The 24,522-nt window shown below is 56.7% G+C and carries 24 protein-coding genes; 12 read left to right on the plus strand and 12 right to left on the minus strand.

Going from position 1 to position 24,522, the window contains the following annotated elements:
• The first annotated feature begins 72 nt into the window (after nt 1–72).
• Together ldcA and L2Y28_RS12665 are read left to right on the plus strand one after the other, a co-directional pair.
• Nucleotides 73–987 (plus strand): muramoyltetrapeptide carboxypeptidase, encoded by a 915-nt coding sequence (ldcA, locus tag L2Y28_RS12660; protein ID WP_022648425.1) that lies wholly within the window; start codon nt 73–75, stop codon nt 985–987.
• 97 nt (nt 988–1,084) lie between these two features.
• Complete coding sequence (locus L2Y28_RS12665) at nt 1,085–2,818, plus strand: potassium/proton antiporter (protein ID WP_022648426.1); 1,734 nt, start codon at nt 1,085–1,087, stop codon at nt 2,816–2,818.
• A 94-nt stretch (nt 2,819–2,912) separates the two neighbouring features.
• Here L2Y28_RS12665 and dadX read toward each other — a convergent pair whose 3' ends face one another.
• A complete protein-coding gene (gene dadX / locus L2Y28_RS12670; RefSeq protein ID WP_022648427.1) occupies nt 2,913–3,983 on the minus strand; it encodes a catabolic alanine racemase DadX in 1,071 nt (356 codons plus the stop codon).
• A 9-nt stretch (nt 3,984–3,992) separates the two neighbouring features.
• Complete coding sequence (locus L2Y28_RS12675; RefSeq protein WP_022648428.1) at nt 3,993–5,291, minus strand: D-amino acid dehydrogenase; 1,299 nt, start codon at nt 5,289–5,291, stop codon at nt 3,993–3,995.
• Between the two features lie 321 nt (nt 5,292–5,612).
• On the opposite strand from L2Y28_RS12675, the gene L2Y28_RS12680 reads away from it, so the two are divergent.
• Nucleotides 5,613–7,145, plus strand: a complete 1,533-nt coding sequence (locus L2Y28_RS12680) for a SpoVR family protein (RefSeq protein ID WP_022648429.1) — start codon at nt 5,613–5,615, stop codon at nt 7,143–7,145.
• Between the two features lie 113 nt (nt 7,146–7,258).
• Here L2Y28_RS12680 and fadR read toward each other — a convergent pair whose 3' ends face one another.
• Complete coding sequence (fadR, locus tag L2Y28_RS12685; protein ID WP_015570315.1) at nt 7,259–7,978, minus strand: fatty acid metabolism transcriptional regulator FadR; 720 nt, start codon at nt 7,976–7,978, stop codon at nt 7,259–7,261.
• Between the two features lie 202 nt (nt 7,979–8,180).
• On the opposite strand from fadR, the gene nhaB reads away from it, so the two are divergent.
• A complete protein-coding gene (nhaB, locus tag L2Y28_RS12690; RefSeq protein ID WP_022648430.1) occupies nt 8,181–9,719 on the plus strand; it encodes a Na(+)/H(+) antiporter NhaB in 1,539 nt (512 codons plus the stop codon).
• A 46-nt stretch (nt 9,720–9,765) separates the two neighbouring features.
• Entirely contained in the window at nt 9,766–10,296 is a 531-nt protein-coding gene (dsbB, locus tag L2Y28_RS12695; protein ID WP_032622423.1) for a disulfide bond formation protein DsbB, read from the plus strand.
• Nucleotides 10,297–10,395: 99 nt separating this feature from the next.
• On the opposite strand, the gene L2Y28_RS12700 is transcribed toward dsbB, so the two are convergent.
• The 3 genes from L2Y28_RS12700 to L2Y28_RS12710 form a co-directional block, all read right to left on the minus strand.
• Nucleotides 10,396–10,836, minus strand: coding sequence for a YcgN family cysteine cluster protein (locus tag L2Y28_RS12700; protein WP_022648432.1), 441 nt, complete (start codon nt 10,834–10,836; stop codon nt 10,396–10,398).
• A 93-nt stretch (nt 10,837–10,929) separates the two neighbouring features.
• Entirely contained in the window at nt 10,930–11,589 is a 660-nt protein-coding gene (locus tag L2Y28_RS12705) for a fumarylacetoacetate hydrolase family protein (RefSeq protein ID WP_022648433.1), read from the minus strand.
• 47 nt (nt 11,590–11,636) lie between these two features.
• A complete protein-coding gene (locus L2Y28_RS12710; RefSeq protein WP_006810982.1) occupies nt 11,637–11,912 on the minus strand; it encodes a YcgL domain-containing protein in 276 nt (91 codons plus the stop codon).
• Between the two features lie 123 nt (nt 11,913–12,035).
• Here L2Y28_RS12710 and minC point away from each other — a divergent pair, with 123 nt between their 5' ends.
• From minC to minE, 3 genes are read left to right on the plus strand one after another with little or no spacing between them, the layout of a single operon-like run.
• Nucleotides 12,036–12,743, plus strand: coding sequence for a septum site-determining protein MinC (minC, locus tag L2Y28_RS12715; RefSeq protein WP_022648434.1), 708 nt, complete (start codon nt 12,036–12,038; stop codon nt 12,741–12,743).
• A 22-nt stretch (nt 12,744–12,765) separates the two neighbouring features.
• Nucleotides 12,766–13,578, plus strand: a complete 813-nt coding sequence (gene minD / locus L2Y28_RS12720; protein WP_003859938.1) for a septum site-determining protein MinD — start codon at nt 12,766–12,768, stop codon at nt 13,576–13,578.
• A gap of 3 nt (nt 13,579–13,581) precedes the next feature.
• Nucleotides 13,582–13,848: a cell division topological specificity factor MinE gene (gene minE, locus L2Y28_RS12725; protein WP_003859937.1), complete on the plus strand. Its 267-nt coding sequence runs from the start codon at nt 13,582–13,584 to the stop codon at nt 13,846–13,848.
• Nucleotides 13,849–13,934: 86 nt separating this feature from the next.
• Here the strand turns inward: minE and rnd are convergent, their stop codons facing one another.
• From rnd to L2Y28_RS12750, 5 genes are all read right to left on the minus strand, one after another.
• Nucleotides 13,935–15,050 carry a ribonuclease D gene (rnd, locus tag L2Y28_RS12730; RefSeq protein WP_126510668.1) on the minus strand — a complete coding sequence of 372 codons (1,116 nt, stop codon included), beginning with the start codon at nt 15,048–15,050 and terminating at the stop codon, nt 13,935–13,937.
• An 83-nt stretch (nt 15,051–15,133) separates the two neighbouring features.
• Nucleotides 15,134–16,819, minus strand: a complete 1,686-nt coding sequence (gene fadD / locus L2Y28_RS12735; protein ID WP_072201026.1) for a long-chain-fatty-acid--CoA ligase FadD — start codon at nt 16,817–16,819, stop codon at nt 15,134–15,136.
• 203 nt (nt 16,820–17,022) lie between these two features.
• Complete coding sequence (locus L2Y28_RS12740; RefSeq protein ID WP_022648437.1) at nt 17,023–17,604, minus strand: Slp family lipoprotein; 582 nt, start codon at nt 17,602–17,604, stop codon at nt 17,023–17,025.
• 37 nt (nt 17,605–17,641) lie between these two features.
• The gene (tsaB, locus tag L2Y28_RS12745) at nt 17,642–18,337 is read right to left on the minus strand and encodes a tRNA (adenosine(37)-N6)-threonylcarbamoyltransferase complex dimerization subunit type 1 TsaB (protein ID WP_022648438.1); all 696 of its coding nucleotides are present in this window, start codon (nt 18,335–18,337) and stop codon (nt 17,642–17,644) included.
• A 66-nt stretch (nt 18,338–18,403) separates the two neighbouring features.
• Nucleotides 18,404–20,314 carry an ATP-dependent DNA helicase gene (locus L2Y28_RS12750; RefSeq protein ID WP_022648439.1) on the minus strand — a complete coding sequence of 637 codons (1,911 nt, stop codon included), beginning with the start codon at nt 20,312–20,314 and terminating at the stop codon, nt 18,404–18,406.
• A gap of 133 nt (nt 20,315–20,447) precedes the next feature.
• On the opposite strand from L2Y28_RS12750, the gene L2Y28_RS12755 reads away from it, so the two are divergent.
• Nucleotides 20,448–20,792: a RidA family protein gene (locus L2Y28_RS12755; RefSeq protein ID WP_022648440.1), complete on the plus strand. Its 345-nt coding sequence runs from the start codon at nt 20,448–20,450 to the stop codon at nt 20,790–20,792.
• Between the two features lie 6 nt (nt 20,793–20,798).
• Here the strand turns inward: L2Y28_RS12755 and L2Y28_RS12760 are convergent, their stop codons facing one another.
• Entirely contained in the window at nt 20,799–20,978 is a 180-nt protein-coding gene (locus L2Y28_RS12760) for a YoaH family protein (RefSeq protein ID WP_022648441.1), read from the minus strand.
• A 61-nt stretch (nt 20,979–21,039) separates the two neighbouring features.
• On the opposite strand from L2Y28_RS12760, the gene pabB reads away from it, so the two are divergent.
• The 3 genes from pabB (at nt 21,040) to sdaA (ending at nt 24,498) form a co-directional block, all read left to right on the plus strand.
• Nucleotides 21,040–22,374: an aminodeoxychorismate synthase component 1 gene (gene pabB / locus L2Y28_RS12765; protein WP_032622420.1), complete on the plus strand. Its 1,335-nt coding sequence runs from the start codon at nt 21,040–21,042 to the stop codon at nt 22,372–22,374.
• Nucleotides 22,371–22,949, plus strand: coding sequence for a CoA pyrophosphatase (locus tag L2Y28_RS12770; RefSeq protein ID WP_022648443.1), 579 nt, complete (start codon nt 22,371–22,373; stop codon nt 22,947–22,949). The genes pabB and L2Y28_RS12770 overlap by 4 nt, the downstream gene beginning before the upstream one ends.
• Before the next feature lie 184 nt (nt 22,950–23,133).
• The gene (sdaA, locus tag L2Y28_RS12775; RefSeq protein ID WP_022648444.1) at nt 23,134–24,498 is read left to right on the plus strand and encodes an L-serine ammonia-lyase; all 1,365 of its coding nucleotides are present in this window, start codon (nt 23,134–23,136) and stop codon (nt 24,496–24,498) included.
• The last annotated feature ends 24 nt before the right edge of the window (nt 24,499–24,522 follow it).

Genomic DNA, 24,522 nt, shown 5'->3' on the forward strand with positions numbered 1-24,522 from the left:
CGCCCCTTGAAGCAGGCGGCGTATAAGCGGCATGATATAGACAATTAGATTCTCATTCAGCAAGGAATTGCCATGCCTCAGTTTCATCTCATCGCACCGTCGGGCTACTGCATCAACCAGGAGGCGGCACAGCGGGGCGTTCAGCGCCTGCTGGAAATGGGCCATCAGGTAGAAAATCAGACAATTATCCCCCGCCGCATGCAGCGTTTTGCCGGTACGGAGGCGCAGAGACTGAGCGATATCAACAGCCTGGCGACGCTGGAAGGTGAAAACACTATTGTGCTGGCCGTGCGCGGCGGCTATGGCGCAAGCCGACTGCTGGAGAGCATCGACTGGGCCGGGCTGGCCGCACGCCAGCAGCAGGATCCGCTGTTAATCTGCGGACACAGCGATTTCACGGCGATCCAGCTCGGCCTGCTGGCGTTGCATAACGTCATTACCTTTAGCGGCCCGATGCTGGCCGGCAACTTTGGTGCGCCGGAGCTGGATGCGTTTACGCAGGACCATTTCTGGCGCGCCCTGCAAAACCCGACGTTTACCGTCGAGTGGCAAGGCAACGGACCGCACTGGGAATGTGAAGGGCAGCTGTGGGGCGGAAACCTCGCGATGCTGGTATCGCTGATTGGGACACCGTGGCTGCCGCAGATCGAGGACGGCATTCTGGTGCTGGAAGATATCAACGAACACCCGTTCCGCGTCGAACGCATGCTGTTACAGCTTTATCACGCCGGGATCCTGGATCGGCAGTCGGCCATTGTGCTGGGCAGTTTCAGCGGGTCAGCCCCCAACGATTACGACGCGGGCTACACGCTGGAGACGATGGTCGATTTCATTCGTTCCCGGCTGGATATTCCGGTGATCGCCGGTCTGAATTTCGGCCATGAGCAGCAAACCATTACCTTGCCACTGGGTGCCCGGGCGCACCTTGCACACGGTAATTCAGGCAGTCGGTTAACAATCAGCGGTCATCCGGTCTTAAAGGCATAAAAAAGCCGTTATTCCCCCTCAATAAAACGCAGATACAGTTGTTAATATGTTAGGGTTTTAATAACAGCGTTCACATTGAGGTGGGAGTAAGACGACATTGAGTGCCACAGCGATAATCAGTCTTTTCATTCTGGGTTCCATCCTGGTAACCTTCAGCATTTTATTAAGTTCATTTTCATCGCGCCTTGGCATACCTATTCTTGTCATTTTCCTGGCTATCGGCATGCTGGCGGGGGTTGACGGAATCGGCGGTATCCCCTTCGATAATTACCCTTTCGCCTATATGGTAAGTAACCTCGCGCTGGCGGTGATCTTGCTGGACGGCGGCATGCGCACCCAGGCAAGTTCGTTTCGCGTTGCCTTAGGCCCGGCGCTGTCTCTGGCTACCGTCGGCGTGCTAATCACCTCCGGCCTGACCGGTATGATGGCAGCCTGGCTGTTTAACCTCGATATGATGGAAGGCCTGCTTATTGGCGCGATTGTCGGCTCTACCGATGCGGCGGCGGTGTTCTCGCTGCTCGGCGGCAAGGGGCTGAACGAGCGCGTTGGCTCCACGCTTGAGATTGAATCCGGCAGCAACGATCCGATGGCGGTGTTCCTGACCATCACCCTGATTGAGATGATCCAGCAGCACGAAACTGGCCTGAGCTGGATGTTCGCCTGGCACATCCTCCAGCAGTTTGGCCTCGGGATTATCATTGGTCTCGGCGGCGGTTACCTGTTACAGCAGACAATCAACCGTATTACGCTGCCTTCCGGCCTTTACCCGCTGCTGGCCCTGAGCGGCGGGATCCTGATCTTTGCCGTCACCACCGCGCTGGACGGCAGCGGTATTCTGGCGGTTTACCTCTGTGGATTCCTGCTGGGCAACCGACCGATTCGTAACCGTTATGCGATACTGCAAAACTTTGACGGGCTGGCCTGGCTGGCACAGATCGCCATGTTCCTGGTGCTGGGCCTGCTGGTGACGCCTTCCGACCTGCTGCCTATCGTCGTGCCAGCGCTGCTTTTGTCGGCCTGGATGATCTTCTTCGCCCGTCCGCTGTCGGTGTTTGCCGGGCTGCTGCCGTTCCGCGGGTTTAACCTGCGTGAGCGGATATTTATCAGTTGGGTGGGGCTGCGCGGCGCGGTGCCGATTATCCTGGCGGTTTTCCCGATGATGGCCGGGCTGGACAACGCTCGTCTGTTCTTCAACGTCGCCTTCTTTGTGGTGCTGGTATCGCTGCTGTTCCAGGGGACGTCGCTGGGCTGGGCGGCGAAAAAAGCCAAAGTGGTGGTACCGCCCGTTGGCTGGCCGGTCTCCCGCGTGGGGCTGGATATTCACCCAGACAACCCGTGGGAACAGTTTGTCTATCAGCTAAGCGCCGATAAGTGGTGCGTGGGTGCTTCGCTACGCGATCTGCATATGCCCGCTGAAACGCGTATTGCCGCCCTGTTCCGGGATAACGCCCTGCTTCACCCGACCGGCAGCACGCGGCTGCGAGAGAACGATATCCTCTGCGTGATTGGCCGCGAGCGCGACCTGCCTGCCCTTGGCAAGCTGTTCAGCCAGTCGCCCCCGGTGGCGCTGGATCAGCGTTTCTTCGGCGATTTTATCCTCGAAGCCAGCGCCCGCTTTGCGGATGTGGCGCTGATTTATGGGCTGGAGGGAGGAATGGAGAATCGCGATAACCAGCAAACACTGGGCGAGATTATTCAGCAATTATTAGGGGCTGCACCGGTCGTCGGTGACCAGGTGGAGTTTGCCGGGATGGTCTGGACGGTGGCCGAGAAAGAGGATAACGCGGTGCGCAAAGTCGGCGTAAGGCCGATGGAGGAGGAGGAGGAGTAGCTGCTTTTTTGCCGGGTGGCGCTAACGCTTACCCGGCCTACGTTCGGGCTTTTGTAGGCCGGGTAAGGCGAAGCCGCCACCCGGCACACACATGTTACACCGTCACAACAGGCACTCTTGACGCCAGCGCGCACATCAGTTCATACCCGACAGTGCCCGCCGCAGCGGCCACATCATCAATTTTAACCTCGTTGCCCCACAGCTCAACCGGTGAGCCGATCCCCGCCTGAGGACATGGCGTCAAATCAATAGCCAACATGTCCATTGAGACGGTGCCTACCGTGCCCGTACGCACGCCATCGACCCACACCGGCGTGCCGCTCGGGGCGATGCGCGGATAACCATCTGCATAGCCCCCCGCCACGATACCGATACGCTGTTCGCCCGCTGCCCGATAGCGGCTGCCATAGCCCACCGTATCGCCCGCTTTCAGGGTTTGCACGCCGATAATTTCGCTTCGTAACGTCATCACCGGCTTCAGGCCGCTGTTGGCGATATCCTGCCACTGACCTGAGGGTGACGCGCCGTACAGAACGATCCCTGGGCGCACCCAGTTGTAATGCGCCTCGGGATGCCAGAGCGTTGCCGCTGAGTTCGACAGCGAGCGCGGACAGTCCAGCCCTTCTGCCGCCTGCTCAATGCGGACCATAGCATCGGCAATGCCGTCCGGCTTTTCCGCATCGGCAAAATGCGCCATCAGCGTCATCTCACCGACGTTTTTCAGCGCACGAAGCTGCTGCCAGACCGTGTGCACACGTTCAGGCTGGAAGCCCAGACGATTCATACCGCTGTTCACTTTGAGATAGATATCCAGCGGGGCATGCAGCTTCGCGTCCTGAATGGCCTTGATCTGCCAGTTACTGTGAACGCTGGTCGTCAGGCGGTACTTATCCAGCAGAGGCAGATCTTGCGCATGGAAGAATCCTTCCAGCAGCAGGATCGGTCCTTTCCAGCCGCGCTCACGCAGCAGGATGGCCTCTTCCAGATTCAGCAAGGCAAAACCGTCGGTGGCGCCGAGCGCACTCCAGATACGGTCGATACCATGACCGTAGGCGTTGGCTTTCACCACCGACCAGACACGAGAACCCGGCGCAGCACGACGAACAATTTGCAGGTTATCCTTCAGCGCCTGCAAATCCAGCTGGGCCAGAATGGGACGGGACATGACGACTCCTTAATTATGCGCGCCGTGCAGGTGTTGTGGACGCGAGGGGGTAAACCCTGATTGATAGCGTGCGGCGCTTAAATCGTCAAACGGAATTGCTGGCGTCCGCCCGGAAATCAGGTCGCTAAGCAGCTGGCCCGAACCGCAGGCCATGGTCCAGCCAAGCGTACCGTGGCCGGTATTTGTCCACAGATTTTTGTATGGCGTACGGCCCACAATCGGCGTGCCGTCCGGGGTCATTGGACGCAGGCCGGTCCAGAACGTCGCCTGCTCAATGAAACCGCCGCGCGGGAAGAGATCGCCGACGACCATCTCCAGCGTTTCACGACGTGGTTTGAGCAGTTCGGTATTGAAGCCCACGATTTCCGCCATGCCCCCGACGCGAATCCGGTTATCGAAGCGGGTGATGGCGATTTTGTAGGTTTCATCAAGAATAGTTGATACCGGCGCGCCGCTGTCCTCTTTCACGGGAATGGTCAGGGAGTAGCCTTTCAGCGGATAGACCGGGATATCCAGGATCCCTTTCAGCATCGCGGTAGAATAGGATCCGAACGCCATCACGTAAGCATCGGCTTTGATCACCTCTTCTCCACACTTCACGCCGTAAATCTTCTCCCCTTCCGACAGCAGCTTGTCGACAGAGGTGTTGAAGCGGAATTTCACCCCGGCCTGCTCACACATGCGCGCCAGACGCTGGGTGAAAAGCTGGCAGTCGCCGGTTTCATCGTTCGGTAAACGCAGGCCGCCCGTCAGCTTGTGCGCGACCTCGGCAAGTGCTGGCTCCACCTGGGCAAGTTGGCTGGCTTCCAGCAGCTGATAGGGTACGCCCGCATCTTCAAGCACGGCGATATCGCGGGTCGCGTTTTCGTACTGTTGCGCGGTACGGAACAGCTGAAGTGTGCCGCCCTGGCGCCCTTCATATTCGATCCCCGTTGAGGAACGCAGCGCTTTCAGGCAATCGCGGCTGTATTCTGCGAGGCGCACCATGCGCCCTTTGTTTTCCATGTAGTGGCGGGTGTCGCAGTTGCGCAGCATCTGCCACATCCACTTAAGCTGGAACTGCGTGCCGTCAAGGCTTATCGCCAGCGGCGCATGTCGCTGAAACATCCATTTGATCGCCTTCAGCGGAACGCCCGGGGCCGCCCACGGCGCAGCGTAGCCCGGGGAGATCTGCCCCGCATTCGCCGCACTGGTTTCCAGCGCCGGACCGGATTCGCGATCGATAACGGTAACCTCATGTCCCGCCTGACTTAAATACCAGGCGCTGGTTACGCCAACGACACCACTTCCCAGTATGACAACACGCATAGCCACTCCATTATGAGCAAAAGAACAATCATCTAATTACAGATTGATAACCTAGCTGAAAATATTATTCAACATATGACTTTTTTATGGTGACTCAACTCACATATACCGCTGTATCAGGGGATGGCGCTTATTTGGGATCTCCTGCTGCGCGTTATTTTTAACCAGTAGAAAATTCTGCGAGCACCGCTTTTTTTGCCGTATCGAAAACGGGAAATCGCAAAGAAAAAATTTCTGCGCCCCGCGTATTTGAATGGGGTGATCTATGCTTGAAAGGAGGCTCTCCAGTCAGAGAGAGCGACCAACAACGAGGGCGCGCTAATGGCTACACTAGATTCCATGTCAAGGGACAGCACCCGTCTGAGCGATGGACCCGACTGGACCTTCGAGTTGCTGGATGTCTACCTGGCGGAGATCGACCGGGTGGCCAAACTCTATCGTCTGGACACCTATCCCCATCAGATTGAAGTCATCACCTCGGAACAGATGATGGACGCTTACTCCAGCGTCGGGATGCCGATTAACTATCCGCACTGGTCGTTTGGTAAAAAATTCATTGAAACGGAGCGACTGTATAAGCACGGACAGCAGGGGCTGGCGTATGAAATCGTTATTAACTCTAACCCGTGTATTGCCTATCTGATGGAGGAGAACACCATTACCATGCAGGCGCTGGTGATGGCGCACGCCTGCTATGGACATAACTCGTTCTTCAAAAATAACTATCTGTTCCGCAGCTGGACGGACGCCAGCTCCATCGTCGATTACCTGATCTTCGCCCGCAAATACATTACCGACTGCGAAGAGCGCTACGGCGTGGACGAGGTAGAGAAGCTGCTGGACTCCTGCCACGCGCTGATGAATTACGGCGTTGACCGCTATAAGCGTCCGCAGAAGATCTCATTGCAGGAAGAGAAAGCCCGGCAGAAGAGCCGCGAGGAGTATCTGCAAAGCCAGGTGAATATGCTGTGGCGCACCCTGCCGAAACGTGAGGAGGAGAAAACCGTCGCCGAGGCGCGTCGTTACCCTTCCGAGCCGCAGGAAAACCTGCTCTACTTTATGGAGAAGAACGCCCCACTGCTGGAGCCGTGGCAGCGTGAGATCTTGCGCATCGTGCGCAAGGTGAGCCAGTATTTCTATCCTCAGAAGCAGACCCAGGTGATGAACGAAGGCTGGGCGACCTTCTGGCACTACACCATTCTTAACCACCTGTATGACGAAGGAAAAGTCACCGAGCGGTTTATGATGGAGTTTCTGCACAGCCACACCAACGTGGTATTCCAGCCAGCGTATAACAGCCCGTGGTACAGCGGCATTAACCCGTACGCACTCGGCTTTGCCATGTTCCAGGATATCAAGCGTATCTGCCAGTCGCCCACCGAAGAGGACAAATACTGGTTCCCGGATATTGCCGGTTCTGACTGGCTGGAAACGCTGCACTTCGCGATGCGTGATTTTAAGGATGAGAGCTTTATCAGCCAGTTCATGTCGCCGAAGATCATGCGTGATTTCCGCTTCTTCACCGTACTGGATGATGACCGCAACAACTACCTGGAGATCTCTGCGATCCACAACGAAGAGGGCTATCGTGAGATCCGCTCGCGCCTGTCGTCTCAGTACAACCTGAGCAATCTTGAACCGAACATTCAGGTCTGGAATGTGGATCTGCGCGGTGACCGCTCTTTGACGCTGCGCTATATCCCTCACAACCGCGCGCCGCTGGATAAGGGGCGTAAGGAAGTGCTGAAGCATGTGCATCGCCTGTGGGGATTTGACGTGTCGCTGGAGCAGCAGAATGAAGATGGCAGCGTGGAGCTGCTGGAGCGGTGTCCGGCGCGGTTGAATACGCTGTAGTGGGATTTTTTGCCCGGTGGCGCTACGCTTACCGGGCCTACGGGACCTGTAGGCCGGGTCAGGCGAAGCCGCCACCGGGCGAAAAAAACCTCTCAATCGAGAGGTTTTTTATTTCAGCGACTCTGAATCGCTAAATCACCCGGCAGGGTTTTCTGCATTCGGTGCCAGATTTCACCGGAGTCGTGGCCATAACGACGCACCGTTTCATAGACCTGATCGTGCAGCCCTTCGGTGCAGAGCTTGCTCAGTTTATGGTAGAAGCCGAGCGCCAGGCTGCGGGCTTCAGGGTTGGCAAAGTAGTGACGACCAATGCGTGTATATAACCCTTTCATTCCATTCAGGATCAGACCGTAAACCGGATTGCCGGAAGCAAACGCCAGACCGCGGAACACGTTGTAGTCGAGGGTCGCAAAGGCGTCCGCGTGGTCTTCCACCTCATTGGCTGTGGCAAGCACCTTCAGCGCATCTTCAGGATGCTGACGAAACGCGGTGCGGATGAAAATGGTAGCGATGTTGGTGCGCACCGAAAGCAGATTGTCAATCAGCTGCGGTACGCTTTCGTGATCGAGACGCGCCAGCGTTTCCAGAATATTCAGCCCGGACGTTTCCCAGAAGTTATTCACCTTAGTGGGTTTGCCATGCTGTATCGTCAACCAGCCATCGCGCGCCAGACGCTGGAGCACTTCTCGCAGCGTGGTACGGGTGACGCCAATCAGTTCAGAGAGTTCGCGTTCAGCAGGTAGAATTGATCCCGCAGGGAAACGATTATTCCAGATGCTTTCAATGATGTACTCTTCCGCGAAACCCGCCGGGCTCTGCGCCTTAATGACCATAGTGAGATTTCCATTACACAGCTTTAGCAAATTGCACTCATCATACCAGAGGCGCGCAGAGGCAGATAGCGCAGCAGAGACAGAAAAGAGGGATCGCCGTTTCATTTTTATGAAATTTACAAAATGGCTTTATCCCCCTCTCCGCCGCCGTTTTTGCGTATACTGATGTCTTGTCTTATTTGACGGGGAAAGGACGTCTGTCGTGGAAATTTCATTTGGGCGCGCGCTGTGGCGCAACTTTTTAGGTCAGTCACCTGGCTGGTACAAACTCACTCTACTGGTATTCCTGGTCGTTAATCCTGTTATCTTTTTGCTGGATCCCTTCGTTGCCGGGTGGATGTTGGTCGCCGAGTTTATCTTTACCCTGGCGATGGCATTGAAGTGCTATCCGCTGCTGCCCGGCGGGCTGCTGGCGCTGGAAGCCGTGGTCATTGGAATGACCAGCGCGGAGCATGTTAAAAACGAGATTGCGTCGAATCTTGAAGTCCTGCTACTGCTGATCTTCATGGTGGCGGGGATCTACTTTATGAAGCAGCTTCTGCTGTTTATCTTCACCCGTCTGCTGCTGAGCATTCCGTCGAAAACGCTGCTCTCGCTGGCGTTTTGCCTCGCCGCGGCTTTCCTCTCTGCCTTCCTGGATGCGCTGACGGTTGTGGCTGTGGTGATCAGCGTCGCCGTCGGCTTTTACGGTATTTACCACCGGGTCGCCTCGTCTCGTCCTGGCGATAACTTACAGGACGACAGCCACGTTGAGGCGCACAACCGCGATGTGCTCGAGCAGTTCCGCGCGTTTCTGCGCAGCCTGATGATGCATGCGGGCGTGGGGACGGCGCTGGGGGGCGTGATGACAATGGTCGGAGAGCCGCAAAACCTGATTATCGCCAAAGCGGCTGAGTGGCATTTTGGCGAATTTTTCCTGCGCATGGCGCCGGTCAGCGTGCCCGTTCTGATCTGCGGCTTAGCGACCTGCGTGCTGGTCGAAAAATTCAACCTTTTTGGGTATGGCGCGAAGTTGCCCGATCAGGTCCGTCAGGAGCTGCATAAGTTTGACGAGCAGAGCCGCAAACAACGCACGCGCCAGGAGACGCTGCGCCTGATTGCACAGGGCATCATCGGCGTGTGGCTTATCGCTGCGCTGGCCTTCCACCTTGCCGAGGTGGGGCTGATTGGTCTGTCGGTAATTATTCTTGCAACCAGCCTGAGCGGCGTCACGGACGAACATGCTATCGGAAAAGCCTTTACCGAAGCGCTGCCGTTTACCGCCCTGCTGGCGGTGTTTTTCGCCGTCGTGGCGGTGATTATTGACCAACATCTGTTCGCGCCAATCATCGCGTTTGTGCTTCAGGCCACGCCAGATTCGCAGCTAACGCTGTTCTATTTGTTTAACGGTCTGTTGTCTTCTATATCCGATAACGTCTTTGTCGGGACGGTATACATCAATGAGGCCAAAGCCGCGATGGAGCAAGGGATTGTCAGCAGTGAACAGTTCGAGCTGCTGGCGGTGGCGATCAACACTGGAACCAACCTCCCCTCCGTGGCAACCCCGAACGGTCAGGCGGCCTTCCTCTTCCTGCTGACCTCGGCGCTGGCGCCACTCATACGACTTTCTTATGGAAGAATGGTCTGGATGGCGCTGCCGTACACGCTGGTGCTTACCCTTGTTGGTTTGCTGTGCATCAAAATTACTCTCGTTCCCTGTACGCAATGGTTGTTGCAAGCAGGTATACTTGCGGCGCATTAAAATTCGTTTACACTGCGCTGTCTAAGCATGTTCCAGGGAAATGATTATGTTGCGATTTTTGAACCAGTGCTCACGCGGTCGCGGAGCGTGGTTGTTGATGGCCCTGACCGCCTTTGCGCTGGAAATGGTCGCGCTGTGGTTTCAGCATGTAATGGGGCTGAAACCTTGCGTCCTGTGTATTTATGAGCGTTGTGCGCTGTTCGGCATTATGGGCGCAGGTCTGGTAGGTGCGATTGCACCTAAAACACCGTTACGCTATGCCGCAATTGCCATCTGGCTGTACAGCGCCGGGAAAGGGATTGCGCTTGCCTGGGAGCACACCCAGATGCAGCTTCACCCGTCGCCGTTTATGACCTGCGACTTTGCCGCCCGCTTCCCGAGCTGGCTGCCGCTGGATAAATGGCTGCCGCAGGTGTTTGTGGCCTCCGGTGACTGCTCTGTACGCCAGTGGGAGTTTCTGACGCTGGAGATGCCGCAGTGGCTGGTGGGCATTTTTGTCGCCTACTTCGTGGTAGCCCTGCTGGTGCTGATTGCCCAGCCGTTCAAGCCAAAGAAACGCGATCTTTTTGGAAGGTAAAAGCGAAACGGCAACGTCAGTTTTGTAGGTCGGGTAAGCGCAGCGCCACCCGACAAAATTGCGCACAATAAAAAACCCGCCTCGGCGGGTTTTTTATTATCACCGATTAGGGTGATTCATAATGTGGTCTTCCCAGTCCTGCACCTCGGACTCTTTCACCGCAATGTGGCGCACGGAAATACGCTCGCCGTGCATCGCCGCTTTCGACCCCGTCAACAGCGGATGCCATGTGGGCAGATCTTTACCTTCCGCCAGCAGGCGATACGCGCAGGTATGCGGCAGCCACTCAAAGGTCGGCAGATTTTCACGGGTTAACTTGATGCAGTCCGGCTCATAGTCGAAACGTCGCTCGTAGTTGCGGCACTGGCAGGTTTTGATGTTTAACTGCTTGCAGGCTACGTTGGTGAAATAGATCTCATCCGAATCTTCATCCATCAGCTTATGCAGGCAGCACTGCCCACAGCCGTCACACAACGATTCCCACTCCGCGTCGGTCATGTCGTCGAGAGTTTTGCTTTGCCAGAAAGGAATGTCGTTCATCGGGATGTCCACACGTCAAAATAGAGCGCACCTTATAACGAGTCTGGCACGTTGATGCAAGTTTTGCCGCCCTTTTCAGGCGGCAAGGTGCTTTTACAGCACGCGGGTTTTCAGCGACAGGCCGTTAAAACTGACGTCCAGCTCGTCGCCACTGTGCAGCGGCCCCACACCTTCCGGAGTGCCGGTAAGGATCACGTCGCCGGGTTTCAGGGTGAAGAAGCGGCTCATGTAGGCAATCAGCGGAACGATCTTATGGATCATGTCAGCGGTCGTCCCCTGCTGGCGGATCTCGCCGTTGACCTTCAGGCTGAGGGGCGTATTCTGCGGATCGTCGGTAAATTCACTCACCGGAACGAAACCGGAAATCGGGCATGAATTGTCAAAGCCCTTGGCTTTTTCCCACGGCTGCCCCGCTTTCTTCATTTTGCTCTGGACGTCGCGCAGGGTCAGGTCGAGCGCGACACCGTAACCCGCAATCGCTTTCTCAACATGCTCTTCGGTCGCCTGGCGCAGCGTCGCGCCGATCAGCACCGCCAGCTCCACTTCATGATGCACCGAGCCCAGCCCCTGCGGCAGAACCAGCGGCTGGCGAATATCGCACAGTGCAGTTTCTGGCTTAATAAACAGAACAGGCTCATCCGGCACGGCGCTGCCCATCTCCTGAATATGTTTTGCATAGTTGCTGCCCACGCAGATCACTTTGCTGACGGGATAATCCAGTAAAGCACCTTGCCAGTTATGATGTTGATACATGGTCGACCCCTAATCGGTTGATGAGTTGTTCCCGGAATGACCCGGGCTTATTTCTTTCCGCTCACCTCAAGATGCTGTTTTAATAAATTCTCCGGTGGCGGCGGAAGCTGTAAATAATAGCCCTGCTCGGTTAACGCCTTTTTGACTTTCTCCAGATCGGCGTTCACCAGCTTCTTACGGCCGTCCAGCGGCAGCAGCATCGCCAGCTGCGGTCGGCCAAAGCTTTTCATTAATTCCTCAGGCACGCGGGAAAAATCGTCTTTCTTTTCGACATAAAGGTAGGTCTGGTCGCGGCTGGTACTTCTGTAGATCACACAAAACATGTTTTTACTCTGAATTAATGGGTGGTTGCTTGCCTCAATATACTCCTGACTATAACATGCCTGATACTCTTCGGAATATCGCGGCGATGTGTTGCGGTTAATAGCAAATTGAGTAAGGCCAGGATGTCAAATACGCCCATCGAGCTTAAAGGCAGTAGCTTCACCTTATCAGTGGTTCATTTGCATGATGCAAAACCCGAGGTTATTCGTCAGGCGTTAGAAGACAAAATCGCGCAGGCTCCCGCTTTTCTTAAGCATGCTCCTGTTGTCGTCAATGTAAGCGACCTTGAGGGGCCGGTTAACTGGAAGCGACTCCAGCAGGCCGTCGTCTCCACGGGGTTGCGCATCGTGGGTATAAGCGGCTGTAAAGACGCAGAGTTAAAAGCCGAAATTGAACGCGCGGGTTTGCCCTTGTTAAACGAGGGTAAAGAAAAATCCCCGCGCGCAACGCCTGCAACCGTTCCCGCTCCCCCGCCTTCGGCGCAAAATGTAGCCCCAGTCACAAAAACGCGATTGATTGATCTGCCGGTTCGTTCCGGTCAGCGCATTTATGCGCCAAACTGTGATCTGATTGTTACAAGCCACGTCAGTGCGGGCGCAGAACTGATTGCAGACGGCAATATTCACGTTTACGGTATGATGCGTGGGCGTGCGCTTGCGGGCGCCAGCGGCGATCGAGAAGCACAAATTTTTTGTACTCACCTGACGGCAGAACTGGTGTCTATCGCAGGTGAATATTGGCTGAGCGATAAAATCCCAGCCGAATTTTATGGCAAAGCGGCTCGTCTGCAGCTGGCAGATAACGCTTTGACCGTTCAACCGTTAAATTGATCCCTTTTAACAAGGAATTTCTATGGCACGCATTATTGTTGTGACTTCGGGTAAAGGAGGCGTTGGCAAGACCACCTCCAGCGCGGCCATCGCTACTGGTTTGGCCCAGAAGGGAAAGAAAACCGTCGTAATCGACTTCGATATCGGTCTGCGTAACCTGGACCTGATCATGGGTTGCGAGCGTCGCGTGGTGTATGACTTCGTGAACGTCATTCAGGGCGATGCCACGCTTAACCAGGCGCTAATTAAAGATAAGCGTACCGAGAACCTCTACATTCTCCCGGCGTCCCAGACCCGTGATAAAGACGCGCTGACCCGTGAAGGCGTGGAAAAGGTGCTCGACGATCTGAAAAAGATGGAGTTCGACTTCGTGGTCTGCGACTCCCCGGCCGGTATCGAAACCGGCGCGCTGATGGCGCTCTACTTCGCGGATGAAGCCATCATCACTACTAACCCGGAAGTCTCGTCAGTACGTGACTCCGACCGTATTCTCGGCATTCTGGCCTCGAAATCTCGTCGCGCGGAAAATGGCCAGGAGCCGATCAAAGAGCACCTTCTGCTGACCCGCTACAACCCGGGTCGGGTGAACAAAGGTGACATGCTGAGCATGGAAGACGTGCTGGAGATCCTGCGCATCAAACTGGTTGGCGTGATCCCGGAAGATCAGTCCGTATTGCGCGCCTCTAACCAGGGTGAGCCCGTGATCCTGGATACACAGGCAGACGCGGGTAAAGCGTATGCGGATACCGTTGACCGTCTGCTGGGAGAAGAACGTCCTTTCCGCTTCATTGAAGAAGAGAAGAAAGGTTTCCTCAAACGCCTGTTCGGAGGATAAGTTATGGCATTACTGGACTTTTTTCTCTCGCGGAAAAAAAGCACCGCCAACATCGCAAAAGAACGTCTGCAAATCATTGTGGCGGAACGTCGTCGTAGCGACGCCGAACCGCACTACCTGCCGCAGCTGCGCAAAGACATTCTGGAAGTGATCTGCAAATACGTGCAGATTGACCCGGAAATGGTCACCGTTCAGCTGGAGCAAAAAGACGGGGATATTTCGATTCTGGAGCTGAACGTGACGCTTCCGGAAGCGGAAGAGTCGCGTTAATCCGTTTGTGGTTTTGTAGGCCGGGCAAGCATCGTACCGCCCGGCAATTTCCCCGGTGGCGCGGCGCTTACCGGGGCTACAATTCTTTAGCGCGGATACCCTTCCAGCAGGGTGTTCAGCCGTTCAGCCATCAGTTCCCCCCGCCATCCGGCGACCAGTTCCGGTAAACCATTTTGCGGTTTCAACTTCCAGTGCCAGTTCAGCAGCTGGTTAATCTGACGACGTGAAGCCAGCAGCTCGGCGCTCAGTTTGCTTTCCCCCGCCACCGTCTGCACCAGCGCTTTGATATCTTTGAACGCCTTGCGGTAGCCCGGCATATCCATCAGGTTAAGCAGTGGTTCTGGCAGTGCGTCCTCCGGCAGCTGCTGAGCTTTCTCTACCAGCGCGAGCAGCGTTTTACCGTGGAAACGGATCTCACTCCCGGAAAGGCCAATGCTGTCCAGTTCGCCAAGGCTATCCGGCATATAGCGCGCCACCGCCCACAGGTGTTCTTCACGCACCACGAAGTTAACCGCCAGATCGCGCTCACGCGCTTTACGCAGCCGCCAGTCAGCCAGCAGTTGCAGACAGGCCAGTTGACGGGTGCGCAGCTGCCAGGCGTTAGTGATGTCACGCCAGGCCTCTTTCGGATCAACCACTTCCTGACGACGCTGCTGCGTCATGCGGCACTCGTCCAGGGCGGCAGACAGCCAACCGGACGCCTCAGCCTCTTTCATAAGCTGGCCAGCAATCGGCAGCAGGTAGAATACATCTGCCGCGGCGTATTCAAGCTGACGCGCCGTCAGCGGGCGCGCGAGCCAGTCGGTACGCGATTCGCTCTTATCCAGTGTCAGACCGGTGTACTCTTCCGCCATCGCCGCGAAGCCCCAGGAGAGCGGACGACCGCTGAACGCCGCGAGGATCTGGGTATCAATCAGCGGCTGCGGCATGATGCCAAAGGTGTTGAGAAAGACTTCCAGATCTTCACTGCCAGCGTGCAGATATTTGGTCACGGCGGTATCAAGCAACAGCTCGCGCATTGGCGCCCAGTCGGTAATGCCGAGGGGGTCAATCAACGACACGTGTTTGCCGTCATACATCTGGATCAGGCCCAGTTGCGGGTAGTACGTGCGGGTACGGACAAATTCCGTATCCAGGGCGATAGCGGGGAAATCACGCGTCACCTCGCACAGCGAAGCCAGCTCGTCGTTGGTAGTGATCATCTGGTAATTCAAATCGGACTCTCTTTTGTTTGCGCCCATAAAAAACGCCGGCTTAACCGGCGTCTGGGCGATTAACGTGAAGCTCAGGCCTTATTGTCCACTTTGGCACGGGCTTCGTCACGTAATTCTCGTCGTAATATCTTCCCGACGTTGGATTTCGGCAGCTCATCGCGGAATTCCACCAGCTTCGGCACTTTATAGCCCGTCAGCTGCCGGCGACAAAACGTTATCAGCGCTTCCTCGGTAAGAGAAGGATCTTTCTTGACCACAAATATCTTCACCGCTTCACCACTGCTGCCGGAAGGAACCCCCACCGCTGCCACTTCCAGCACGCCGCTGTGCTGCATCACCACGTCTTCGATTTCGTTCGGATAGACGTTGAAACCGGAAACGAGGATCATGTCTTTCTTGCGATCGACGATACGCAGAAAACCTTCGTCATCCATCACCGCAATGTCGCCGGTGTACAGCCAGCCGTCTTTGATGATCTCATCCGTGGCATCTGGGCGCTGCCAGTAGCCCAGCATCACCTGCGGCCCTCTGACGCACAGCTCGCCCGGTTCGCCGTGAGGCACTTCGTTACCCTCATCGTCCACCAGTTTAGCTTCCGTCGACGGGACCGGCAGACCGATACTGCCGCTGTGGTAGTCGATGTCATGCGGGTTGACGCTGACCAGCGGGGCGCACTCCGTCAGACCATAGCCTTCCAGCAGATACTGTCCGGTGAGTTTTACCCAGCGCTCGGCAACCGCCTGCTGAACCGGCATCCCGCCGCCCGCAGAAAGATGCAGCGTGGAGAAATCGAGCTGCTGGAACTCTTTATTGTTAAGCAGCGCGTTAAACAGGGTGTTCACGCCGGTCATGGCGGTGAACGGGTATTTCGCCAGCTCTTTAACCAGCCCCGGAATGTCGCGCGGGTTGGTGATCAATACGTTTTGACCGCCAAGCTCGATAAACAGCAGGCAGTTCATGGTCAGCGCAAAAATGTGATACAGCGGAAGCGCGGTGATCACCAGCTCCTTGCCCGGGTGCAGCAGTGGCCCGTAGGTGGCGTTCACCTGTTCAAGGTTCGCCAGCATATTACGATGGGTCAGCATCGCCCCTTTAGCCACGCCGGTGGTACCGCCGGTGTATTGCAGGAACGCCAGATCTTCTGACACGATCTCCGGCTTAACGTACTGCATCCGGTAGCCCGCATGCAGCGCGCGGCGGAAGGAGATGGCATCCGGCAGGTGGTATTTCGGCACCAGCCGCTTAACGTATTTCACGACAAAGTTGACCAGCGTACCTTTCGCGGTAGAGAGCTGGTCGCCCATGCGCGTCAGAATGACGTGCTTAACCTGAGTTCTTTCAACGACTTTTTCCAGCGTGTGGGCAAAGTTGGAGACAATCACAATCGCCGCCGCACCGCTGTCATTCAACTGATGTTCCAGCTCGCGTGGGGTATAGAGCGGGTTAACGTTAACCACGATCATCCCCGCCCTGAGGATCCCGAACAGCGCCACCGGGTATTGCAGCAGGTTTGGCATCATCAGCGCGACGCGATCCCCTTTCTGCAAGCCCAACCCTTCCTGTAAATAGGCCGCAAACGCCCGGCTGCGCTCTTCCAGCTTACGGAAAGTCATCACTTCGCCCATATTCACAAATGCGGGCTGGTCAGCGTAGCGCCGTACCGAGTGTTCAAATAATTCAATCAGGGATTGATAACGGTCAGGATTGATCTCCGCAGGGACATCCGCGGGATAACGGTTAAGCCAAACCTTTTTCAATGCATCACCTCTGAAATGAGTGTTCGTCGTCATCACAGCCCCGATAATAAACAGTTTGTTAACATTATATTAACTCAGCGTACCAGTTTATTAATTGCTCAGATTGCAGGTTGCGAAGCGCGTCACTCTTTTTTTTCGTTTTGTCCGTAAAAAAACAGAGACAGCGGCTGAGCCGCTGTCTCTTTCCTAACAATAACAGTAAGTTACTCAGTTACGATTGTTTGAACCTGTGCAGGGCCTGGATTGTACCAACCCCAGCCACCGTAGCCGTAACGATACGGATGCGGACCCCACATCCACGGATCGATTGGCTGTGGCGGCATCACCACCTGCTGGGCGATACGCCAGCGTTTGTAGCCGTTCACCTGCATGGTCATAAATTTGTATGGCGTATTGCCGATTTTCCCCGCCACCGAACCGGTAATCGGCCCGACGACGGTCACCAGCTGCCCGCGGAAATCTACCGGATCGAGGAAGCCGCTGACGTCAGCGTAGATCCGCCCGCGCGAGGCTTCACCCAGAACAGGCCGTGCGCCGCTGTCCAGTGGAACGGTGGCAATCTCCAGCCGGGTTTTCCCCTGCAGGTTTAGCACTTCAACCACCTTGCCGCCAAAGCGCGCTTCCTGCCCGACATACAGCTCCGGAGCATTCATCACGCGTACCAGATCCTGCTGTGGCGTCGGGCTGGTGCCCTTGATCGCATCAGGAACGGTGACGCACCCGCTCAGTGCTATGGCAACCGCGCCTGCCATAAAAAAGCGTACAACTTTAGTCTGAACCGCCATGATGCGACTCCTTTTTCTCAGTTCCTGTTACTGAGATTCACTCGCGGCCAGGAAGTTTCTTCCACGCGACGGTGTTTCGTAAATAAACCGGCTCGGCGTGTTCAACGGCCACGGTTTTTCCTGCGGCAAGCTGCTGACAGGCAACAGGCAACATATCTTCGGCGGCAGGCAGGAGCATGTTACCGTCCACCAGCGTAAGGCCGGTGTCCTTCGCCATCTCAGGCCATGCCGGCCAGCCGGTTCCGACCGTCGCCCACTCACCGGTGAGCTGTTTCAGGCGCTCGGTGACGGCATCAGGTTTAAGCACGGCTTCCGACTCTTCGCCGTGCCAGACGCCGTTTTCGTCACGGGTGTACTCCGCCCAGTAGACTTCACCCATGCGGGCATCAATCGCGGCCAGCACGCGGCTGGCACCGGTCATGCGCCAGGCACCCTGAGCCATAGTCGCAAGCGTTGAAACGCCGATCATCGGCAGGTCAGCGCCCAGCGCCAGCCCCTGCGCAATGCCAATCCCGATACGTACGCCCGTAAAGCTGCCCGGGCCACGGCCGTAGGCCAGCGCGTCGAGGTCAGTCAGGGCGGTGTTGCCCTCGGTTAAAATGGTTTTTACCAGGGGCAGAATACGTTGGGTGTGTTCCCGTGGGCACTCTTCGAAATGAGCAAAAGTCGTACCGTCGTTCCACAGGGCAACGGAACAGGCCTCTGTCGCGGTATCAATAGCCAGAATTCGCATCAGTCGTCGCGCTCTCGCAATGGTCAGTCACAAAATGGCGCGCATCTTAACACACTCCGGGAAGAATTACTCCGCCGTCGGGTTCGCCAGGAAGCGGACCGCGCGTTTAATATCCCGTGTGCGCGGCGCAGGCGGCAGGCTGGCGAGGAAGGTGGCGCCGTAGGGACGCATCACCAGGCGATTGTCGCAGATCACCAGCACTCCGCGGTCGGTGACGTCGCGTATCAGTCGCCCTACCCCCTGTTTAAGCGTGATAACCGCGTCCGGCAACTGGACGTCGTCGAACGGATCGCCCCCGCGCAGACGGCAGTCCTCCATGCGTGCTTTCAGGAGCGGATCGTCCGGCGATGTGAATGGCAGCTTATCGATAATCACCAGCGAGAGCGTATCGCCGCGCACGTCCACCCCTTCCCAGAAGCTGCTGGTCGCCACCAGCAGGGCATTACCGGCGCTGACAAACTGCTGGAGCAGCTGGCCTTTGCTGGTTTCCCCCTGCAACAGCACCGGCAACGTCATGGTCGCGCGGAACTGCTCGGCCAGATCGCGCATCATGGCGTGAGAGGTGCAGAGCATAAAGCAGCGTCCGTTGTTGGCCTCAATCATCGGCTTTAGCATGGCCGCCAGATGGCGCGCCGCCCCTTGCTGGTTAGGCAGCGGCAGATTGCGTGGCACGCACAGCAGCGCCTGTTTCTCATAGTCGAACGGGCTTGGGAGGAGTAAGGATTCAGCCTGCTCAATGCCGAGACGCTCGGTAAAGTGGTGCAGATCGTCGTTGACCGACAGCGTGGCCGAGGTAAAGACCCAGGTGCCGGGCTTTTGCGCCATCACCTCTTTGAATTTATCGGCAACGGTCAGCGGCGTGAGCGCCAGGGTAAAGTGGCGCGAGGTACATTCATACCAGTAGCTGTAGCCCGGCTGGTTGATCTCTTTCAGCCGCTTCAGCCGCCCACGGTAGAGCGTGGCCCGCTCGAAGGCGGCGTCCAGCAGCGCTGAACGTCCGAGGGACAGCTTCGCCACGTCGTAACAGAGTTCAAGGGCATCATCGAGCAGAAGCAGCGCGCGCTGGATATTTTTGTCCGCGAGCAGTTCGCGCAGGTTGCCGCGATAGCCCGGCTCGCCAAGCTGTAAGCGGAAATCCTGTGCGCATTGCGCCAGGCGGTCCGCGCACTTCTGCAACTGCTGGGTATCTTTGAGCTCGGTGCGATAGGCAATGGTAATATCTTTCGCCAGATCCTGAAGCTGACGGCTGGAGAGCGACTGGCCAAAATACTGGCTGGCGATGTCCGGTAGCTGATGGGCTTCATCGAAGATCATCACCTCCGCCTCCGGGATTAGCTCGCCGAAACCACTGTCCTTGACCACCATATCCGCAAGAAACAGGTGATGGTTCACCACCACCACGTCGGCGTCCATCGCCGTTTTACGCGCTTTCACCACAAAGCAGTCTTTATACAGCGGGCAGTCGCTGCCGAGGCAGTTGTCGTTGGTGCTGGTCACCAGCGGCCAGGCCGGGGAGTCTTCCGGCACGCTCGCGCAGGTGCTGATGTCCCCCTCCTCCGTCTGGTTGGCCCAGGCGCGCAGGACGATCACATCGCTGAGTGTTTGTACCGGCAGGTCACCGCCCGCCAGTGCCTGCTGTTCGAGACGCTCCAGACACAGATAGTTAGAACGCCCTTTCAGCAAGGCCAGACGCCCTTTGTATTTCAGCGCTTTCGCCACCGTGGGTAAATCGCGGCTGTAGAGCTGATCCTGGAGCGCTTTTGATCCCGTAGAGATGATCACCTTTTTTTTCGCCCGCAGCGCAGGAGCGAGGTAAGCGTAGGTTTTCCCCGTACCGGTGCCGGCCTCCACAACCAGCGGCTGCGCCTTGTCGATGGCATGCGCGACGGCATGCGCCATCTGACGTTGGGGTTCGCGCGGTTTAAAACCGGGAATTGCCTGTGCTAACTGACCTTCAGGGGAAAAATCGTCTGCCACGGTGTTCTCTCACTGTATTTTTGCACAGGGATTATGTCAGCCCCTTCTCTCCGGTGCCACCCCAAATAGTGACGACGGCGGAACAATATGGCAGTCTTGCCGCCTGACGATGAAAGATAACGAGGATACGTTTATGACAATTACGCGCATTGATGCCGAAGCCCGTTGGTCTGACGTGGTGATCCACAACCAGACGCTGTACTACACCGGTGTCCCTGCCAATCTGGACGCCGACGCCTTCGAGCAAACCGCTAACACCCTGGCGCAGATCGACGCCGTACTGGAAAAACAGGGCAGCGATAAATCCCGCATTCTGGACGCGACGATTTTCCTGGCGAATAAAGACGACTTCGCGGAGATGAATAAAGCCTGGGATGCGTGGGTAGTGGCGGGTCACGCGCCTGTACGCTGCACCGTACAGGCCACGCTGATGAAACCGGAGTATAAGGTGGAGATTAAGATTATCGCGGCAGTTTAAGCCCGGTTATTCATCTTCATCTTCAAATCGCGCCACTATCCGCTCGCCGGTATGACTGGCGCGAATTTCCTGAGCGACGACGGTGATCGCTTCTCCGCTGCTCATACCCTGGCCCATCAGTTCCTGAATCCGCTCTACCGCTTTCTGCTGTTGGTCATGACTGAGAGAAGGTAAACCTGCAAACATCGTTAACTCCTGCTAAATTATTCGCGCTAATTATTTCACGCTACCCGGTAGTATGCCATACATGAACATGCGCTTCCCCACTGTTATGACCTTACCCTGGCGTGCAGACGCCGCCGAGTTCTGGTTTGCCCGTCTGAGCCACCTTCCTTTTGCCATGCTGCTGCACTCCGGGCATGCGGATCACCCCTACAGCCGCTTTGATATTCTGGTGGCCGACCCGGTTAAAACGCTGACGACCGATGCGCTGTCACCCACGGACGATCCGCTGATGCGGCTTCAGAACGAGATCCATGCTCTGGGCTTATCTGCCACACCGGATCCGGATCTGCCTTTCCAGGGGGGCGCGCTGGGCCTGTTTGGTTACGATCTGGGTCGCCGTTTCGAAAAGCTGCCCGAGCATGCGCAGGCGGATATTTCCCTGCCGGATATGGCGGTGGGGCTGTATGACTGGGCGCTAATCGTGGATCACCGTAAGCAGACGGTTTCCCTGCTTAGCCACCGAGACGTGCAGGCGCGTCTGGCCTGGCTTGAGGCGCAACGGCCCGCCACAGCGGAACACTTTATGCTGACCTCTGGCTGGCACTCGAACATGAGCGCGGCGGAATATGCGGAAAAATTCTCTCGCGTGCAGGCGTATCTTCACAGCGGCGACTGTTATCAGGTCAACCTTGCCCAGCGTTTCCAGGCGGCGTACCGGGGAGACGAATGGCAGGCATTTACTCGCCTCAATGCCAGCAATAAGGCCCCGTTTAGCGCATTTTTACGCCTTGAACACGGCGCCATCCTCAGCCTTTCGCCTGAGCGTTTTATTCATCTGGCTGACGGTATTATTCAGACCCGCCCGATCAAGGGCACCCTGCCGCGCCTTGCCGATGCTAACGCCGACCGCCAGCAGGCGGAGACGCTGGCGGCCTCGCCGAAAGATCGCGCTGAAAACCTGATGATTGTCGATCTGATGCGCAATGATATTGGCCGCGTCGCCGAGCCGGGCAGCGTGCGCGTGCCGGAGCTGTTCGTTGTGGAGCCTTTCCCGGCGGTACATCATCTGGTCAGTACTATCACTGCACGCCTGCCGGCCTCGCGGACCGCCTGCGATCTGCTCCGCGCCGCGTTTCCGGGCGGCTCCATCACCGGCGCGCCGAAGGTCCGCGCGATGGAGATCATCGACGAACTGGAACCGCATCGCCGCAACGCCTGGTGCGGCAGCATCGGCTATGTGAGCCTGTGCGGAACCATGGATACCAGCATCACTATTCGCACCCTGACGGCCTGCGACGGTAACCTTTACTGTTCCGCAGGCGGCGGCATTGTGGCCGACAGCCAGGCCGGGGCGGAATATCAGGAAACCTTTGATAAAGTGAATCGTATCCTGAAACAACTGGAGAACTCACGGTGAAGAAAGACAACCTGACGCTGGATGATTTTCTGTCGCGCTTTCAGCTTCTGCGGCCCCAGGTTAACCGCGCCGCGCTGAATCAACGTCAGGCGGCGGTACTGATCCCGGTCGTGCGTCGTGAACAGCCGGGTCTGTTGCTTACCCAGCGCTCACCGCATATGCGAAAACACGCCGGTCAGGTTGCGTTTCCGGGCGGCGCGGTGGACAGCACCGATGCTTCCCTGATTGCCGCCGCGCTGCGCGAAGCGCATGAGGAGGTGGCGATCCCCCCGGAGGCGGTCGAGGTAATTGGCGTGCTGCCGCCAGTGGACAGCGTAACCGGTTTTCAGGTCACGCCGGTCGTCGGCATTATTCCGCCCGATCTTCAGTATCACGCCAGCGTCGATGAAGTTTCAGCGGTGTTCGAAATGCCGCTTGAAGAGGCCCTTCGTCTGGGCCGCTATCATCCTCTGGATATTCACCGCCGCGGGCACGATCATCGGGTCTGGCTGTCGTGGTATCAGCATTATTTTGTCTGGGGCATGACGGCAGGCATCATTCGTGAGCTTGCGCTACAAATCGGCCTGAAGCCTTGACTATACTTTACATTCCACCCTTTTCTGGCAGGTTTGCGATCGGCGTCGCGCTATTAGCTAAACCATCGTTAACCATTAGTTTAATTCATGTGAATAGTTAAGCCGAGGTTAGTGTTCCCTCTTACACTATGCGCAGTTATAACATCGTTACTGGAACCCCAGTAACCCTGTCAGGAGTGTGAAAGTGATTAGTATATTCGACATGTTCAAAGTGGGGATTGGTCCATCTTCTTCCCACACTGTAGGGCCGATGAAGGCCGGTAAACAGTTCGTCGATGATCTGGTCGAAAAAGGATTACTGGAAAGCGTTACCCGTGTCGCCGTAGACGTTTACGGTTCACTGTCATTAACGGGTAAAGGCCACCACACCGATATCGCCATTATTATGGGTCTGGCGGGCAATATGCCGGACACAGTTGATATTGATGCCATTCCGGCATTTATCCGCGACGTGGAAACGCGCGGTCGTCTGCTGCTGGCTAACGGTCAGCACGAAGTGGACTTCCCGCAGGATGACGGGATGCGTTTTCGTAGCGACAACCTGCCGCTGCATGAAAACGGTATGACCATCCACGCCTGGAGCGGCGAAAAAGAGATCTACAGTAAAACCTACTACTCCATCGGCGGCGGCTTTATCGTTGACGAAGAACACTTTGGCAAAGAGAGCGCGGGCGATGTGAATGTGCCCTATCCGTTTAAATCTGCCACCGAGATGTTGGCCTATTGCAAAGAGACCGGTCTCTCCCTCTCCGGCATGGTGATGCAGAACGAACTGGCGCTGCACAGCAAGAAAGAGATCGAAGACTATTTTGCTAACGTGTGGCAAACCATGCGCGCCTGTATTGACCGCGGGATGAACACCGAGGGGGTTCTGCCTGGGCCACTGCGTGTGCCACGTCGTGCCTCTGCGCTTCGCCGTATGCTGGTCACCACCGACAAATTCTCCAATGATCCAATGAATGTGGTTGACTGGGTGAACATGTTTGCGCTGGCGGTTAACGAAGAGAACGCAGCGGGTGGTCGCGTGGTGACGGCGCCAACCAACGGCGCGTGCGGTATCGTTCCGGCGGTGCTGGCCTACTACGATCACTTTATTGAGCCCGTGACACCGGAGATCTATATCCGTTATTTCCTCGCGGCAGGCGCTATCGGCGCGCTGTACAAGATGAATGCCTCCATCTCCGGTGCCGAAGTAGGCTGTCAGGGTGAAGTGGGCGTGGCCTGCTCTATGGCGGCGGCCGGTCTGGCGGAACTGCTGGGCGCAAGCCCTGAGCAGGTGTGCGTGGCGGCGGAAATCGGCATGGAGCACAACCTCGGTCTGACCTGTGACCCGGTTGCCGGCCAGGTGCAAGTACCGTGCATTGAGCGTAACGCCATCGCCTCCGTCAAAGCGATCAACGCCTCGCGTATGGCGATGCGCCGTACCAGCGAGCCACGCGTGTCACTGGATAAGGTTATTGAAACCATGTACGAAACCGGCAAGGACATGAACGCGAAGTACCGTGAGACTTCGCGCGGCGGTCTGGCCATTAAGGTGCAGTGCGACTAAACCTTCCTTTTCGCCCATCTGCAA

Origin of the sequence: Enterobacter sp. JH25, assembly GCF_021725435.1 — a bacterium.
GTDB classification, from domain to species: domain Bacteria; phylum Pseudomonadota; class Gammaproteobacteria; order Enterobacterales; family Enterobacteriaceae; genus Enterobacter; species Enterobacter intestinihominis.

What these genes read in the sequence shown, in the direction of transcription:
- ldcA (WP_022648425.1), top strand. Translation starts at nt 73, where the DNA reads ATGCCTCAGTTTCATCTCATCGCACCGTCGGGCTACTGCATCAACCAG.
- dadX (WP_022648427.1), bottom strand. Translation starts at nt 3,983, where the DNA reads ATGTCCCGTCCCATTCTGGCCCAGCTGGATTTGCAGGCGCTGAAGGAT.
- L2Y28_RS12675 (WP_022648428.1), bottom strand. Translation starts at nt 5,291, where the DNA reads ATGCGTGTTGTCATACTGGGAAGTGGTGTCGTTGGCGTAACCAGCGCC.
- L2Y28_RS12680 (WP_022648429.1), top strand. Translation starts at nt 5,613, where the DNA reads ATGGCTACACTAGATTCCATGTCAAGGGACAGCACCCGTCTGAGCGAT.
- fadR (WP_015570315.1), bottom strand. Translation starts at nt 7,978, where the DNA reads ATGGTCATTAAGGCGCAGAGCCCGGCGGGTTTCGCGGAAGAGTACATC.
- dsbB (WP_032622423.1), top strand. Translation starts at nt 9,766, where the DNA reads ATGTTGCGATTTTTGAACCAGTGCTCACGCGGTCGCGGAGCGTGGTTG.
- L2Y28_RS12700 (WP_022648432.1), bottom strand. Translation starts at nt 10,836, where the DNA reads ATGAACGACATTCCTTTCTGGCAAAGCAAAACTCTCGACGACATGACC.
- L2Y28_RS12705 (WP_022648433.1), bottom strand. Translation starts at nt 11,589, where the DNA reads ATGTATCAACATCATAACTGGCAAGGTGCTTTACTGGATTATCCCGTC.
- L2Y28_RS12710 (WP_006810982.1), bottom strand. Translation starts at nt 11,912, where the DNA reads ATGTTTTGTGTGATCTACAGAAGTACCAGCCGCGACCAGACCTACCTT.
- minC (WP_022648434.1), top strand. Translation starts at nt 12,036, where the DNA reads ATGTCAAATACGCCCATCGAGCTTAAAGGCAGTAGCTTCACCTTATCA.
- minD (WP_003859938.1), top strand. Translation starts at nt 12,766, where the DNA reads ATGGCACGCATTATTGTTGTGACTTCGGGTAAAGGAGGCGTTGGCAAG.
- minE (WP_003859937.1), top strand. Translation starts at nt 13,582, where the DNA reads ATGGCATTACTGGACTTTTTTCTCTCGCGGAAAAAAAGCACCGCCAAC.
- rnd (WP_126510668.1), bottom strand. Translation starts at nt 15,050, where the DNA reads ATGATCACTACCAACGACGAGCTGGCTTCGCTGTGCGAGGTGACGCGT.
- L2Y28_RS12740 (WP_022648437.1), bottom strand. Translation starts at nt 17,604, where the DNA reads ATGGCGGTTCAGACTAAAGTTGTACGCTTTTTTATGGCAGGCGCGGTT.
- tsaB (WP_022648438.1), bottom strand. Translation starts at nt 18,337, where the DNA reads ATGCGAATTCTGGCTATTGATACCGCGACAGAGGCCTGTTCCGTTGCC.
- L2Y28_RS12755 (WP_022648440.1), top strand. Translation starts at nt 20,448, where the DNA reads ATGACAATTACGCGCATTGATGCCGAAGCCCGTTGGTCTGACGTGGTG.
- L2Y28_RS12760 (WP_022648441.1), bottom strand. Translation starts at nt 20,978, where the DNA reads ATGTTTGCAGGTTTACCTTCTCTCAGTCATGACCAACAGCAGAAAGCG.
- pabB (WP_032622420.1), top strand. Translation starts at nt 21,040, where the DNA reads ATGAACATGCGCTTCCCCACTGTTATGACCTTACCCTGGCGTGCAGAC.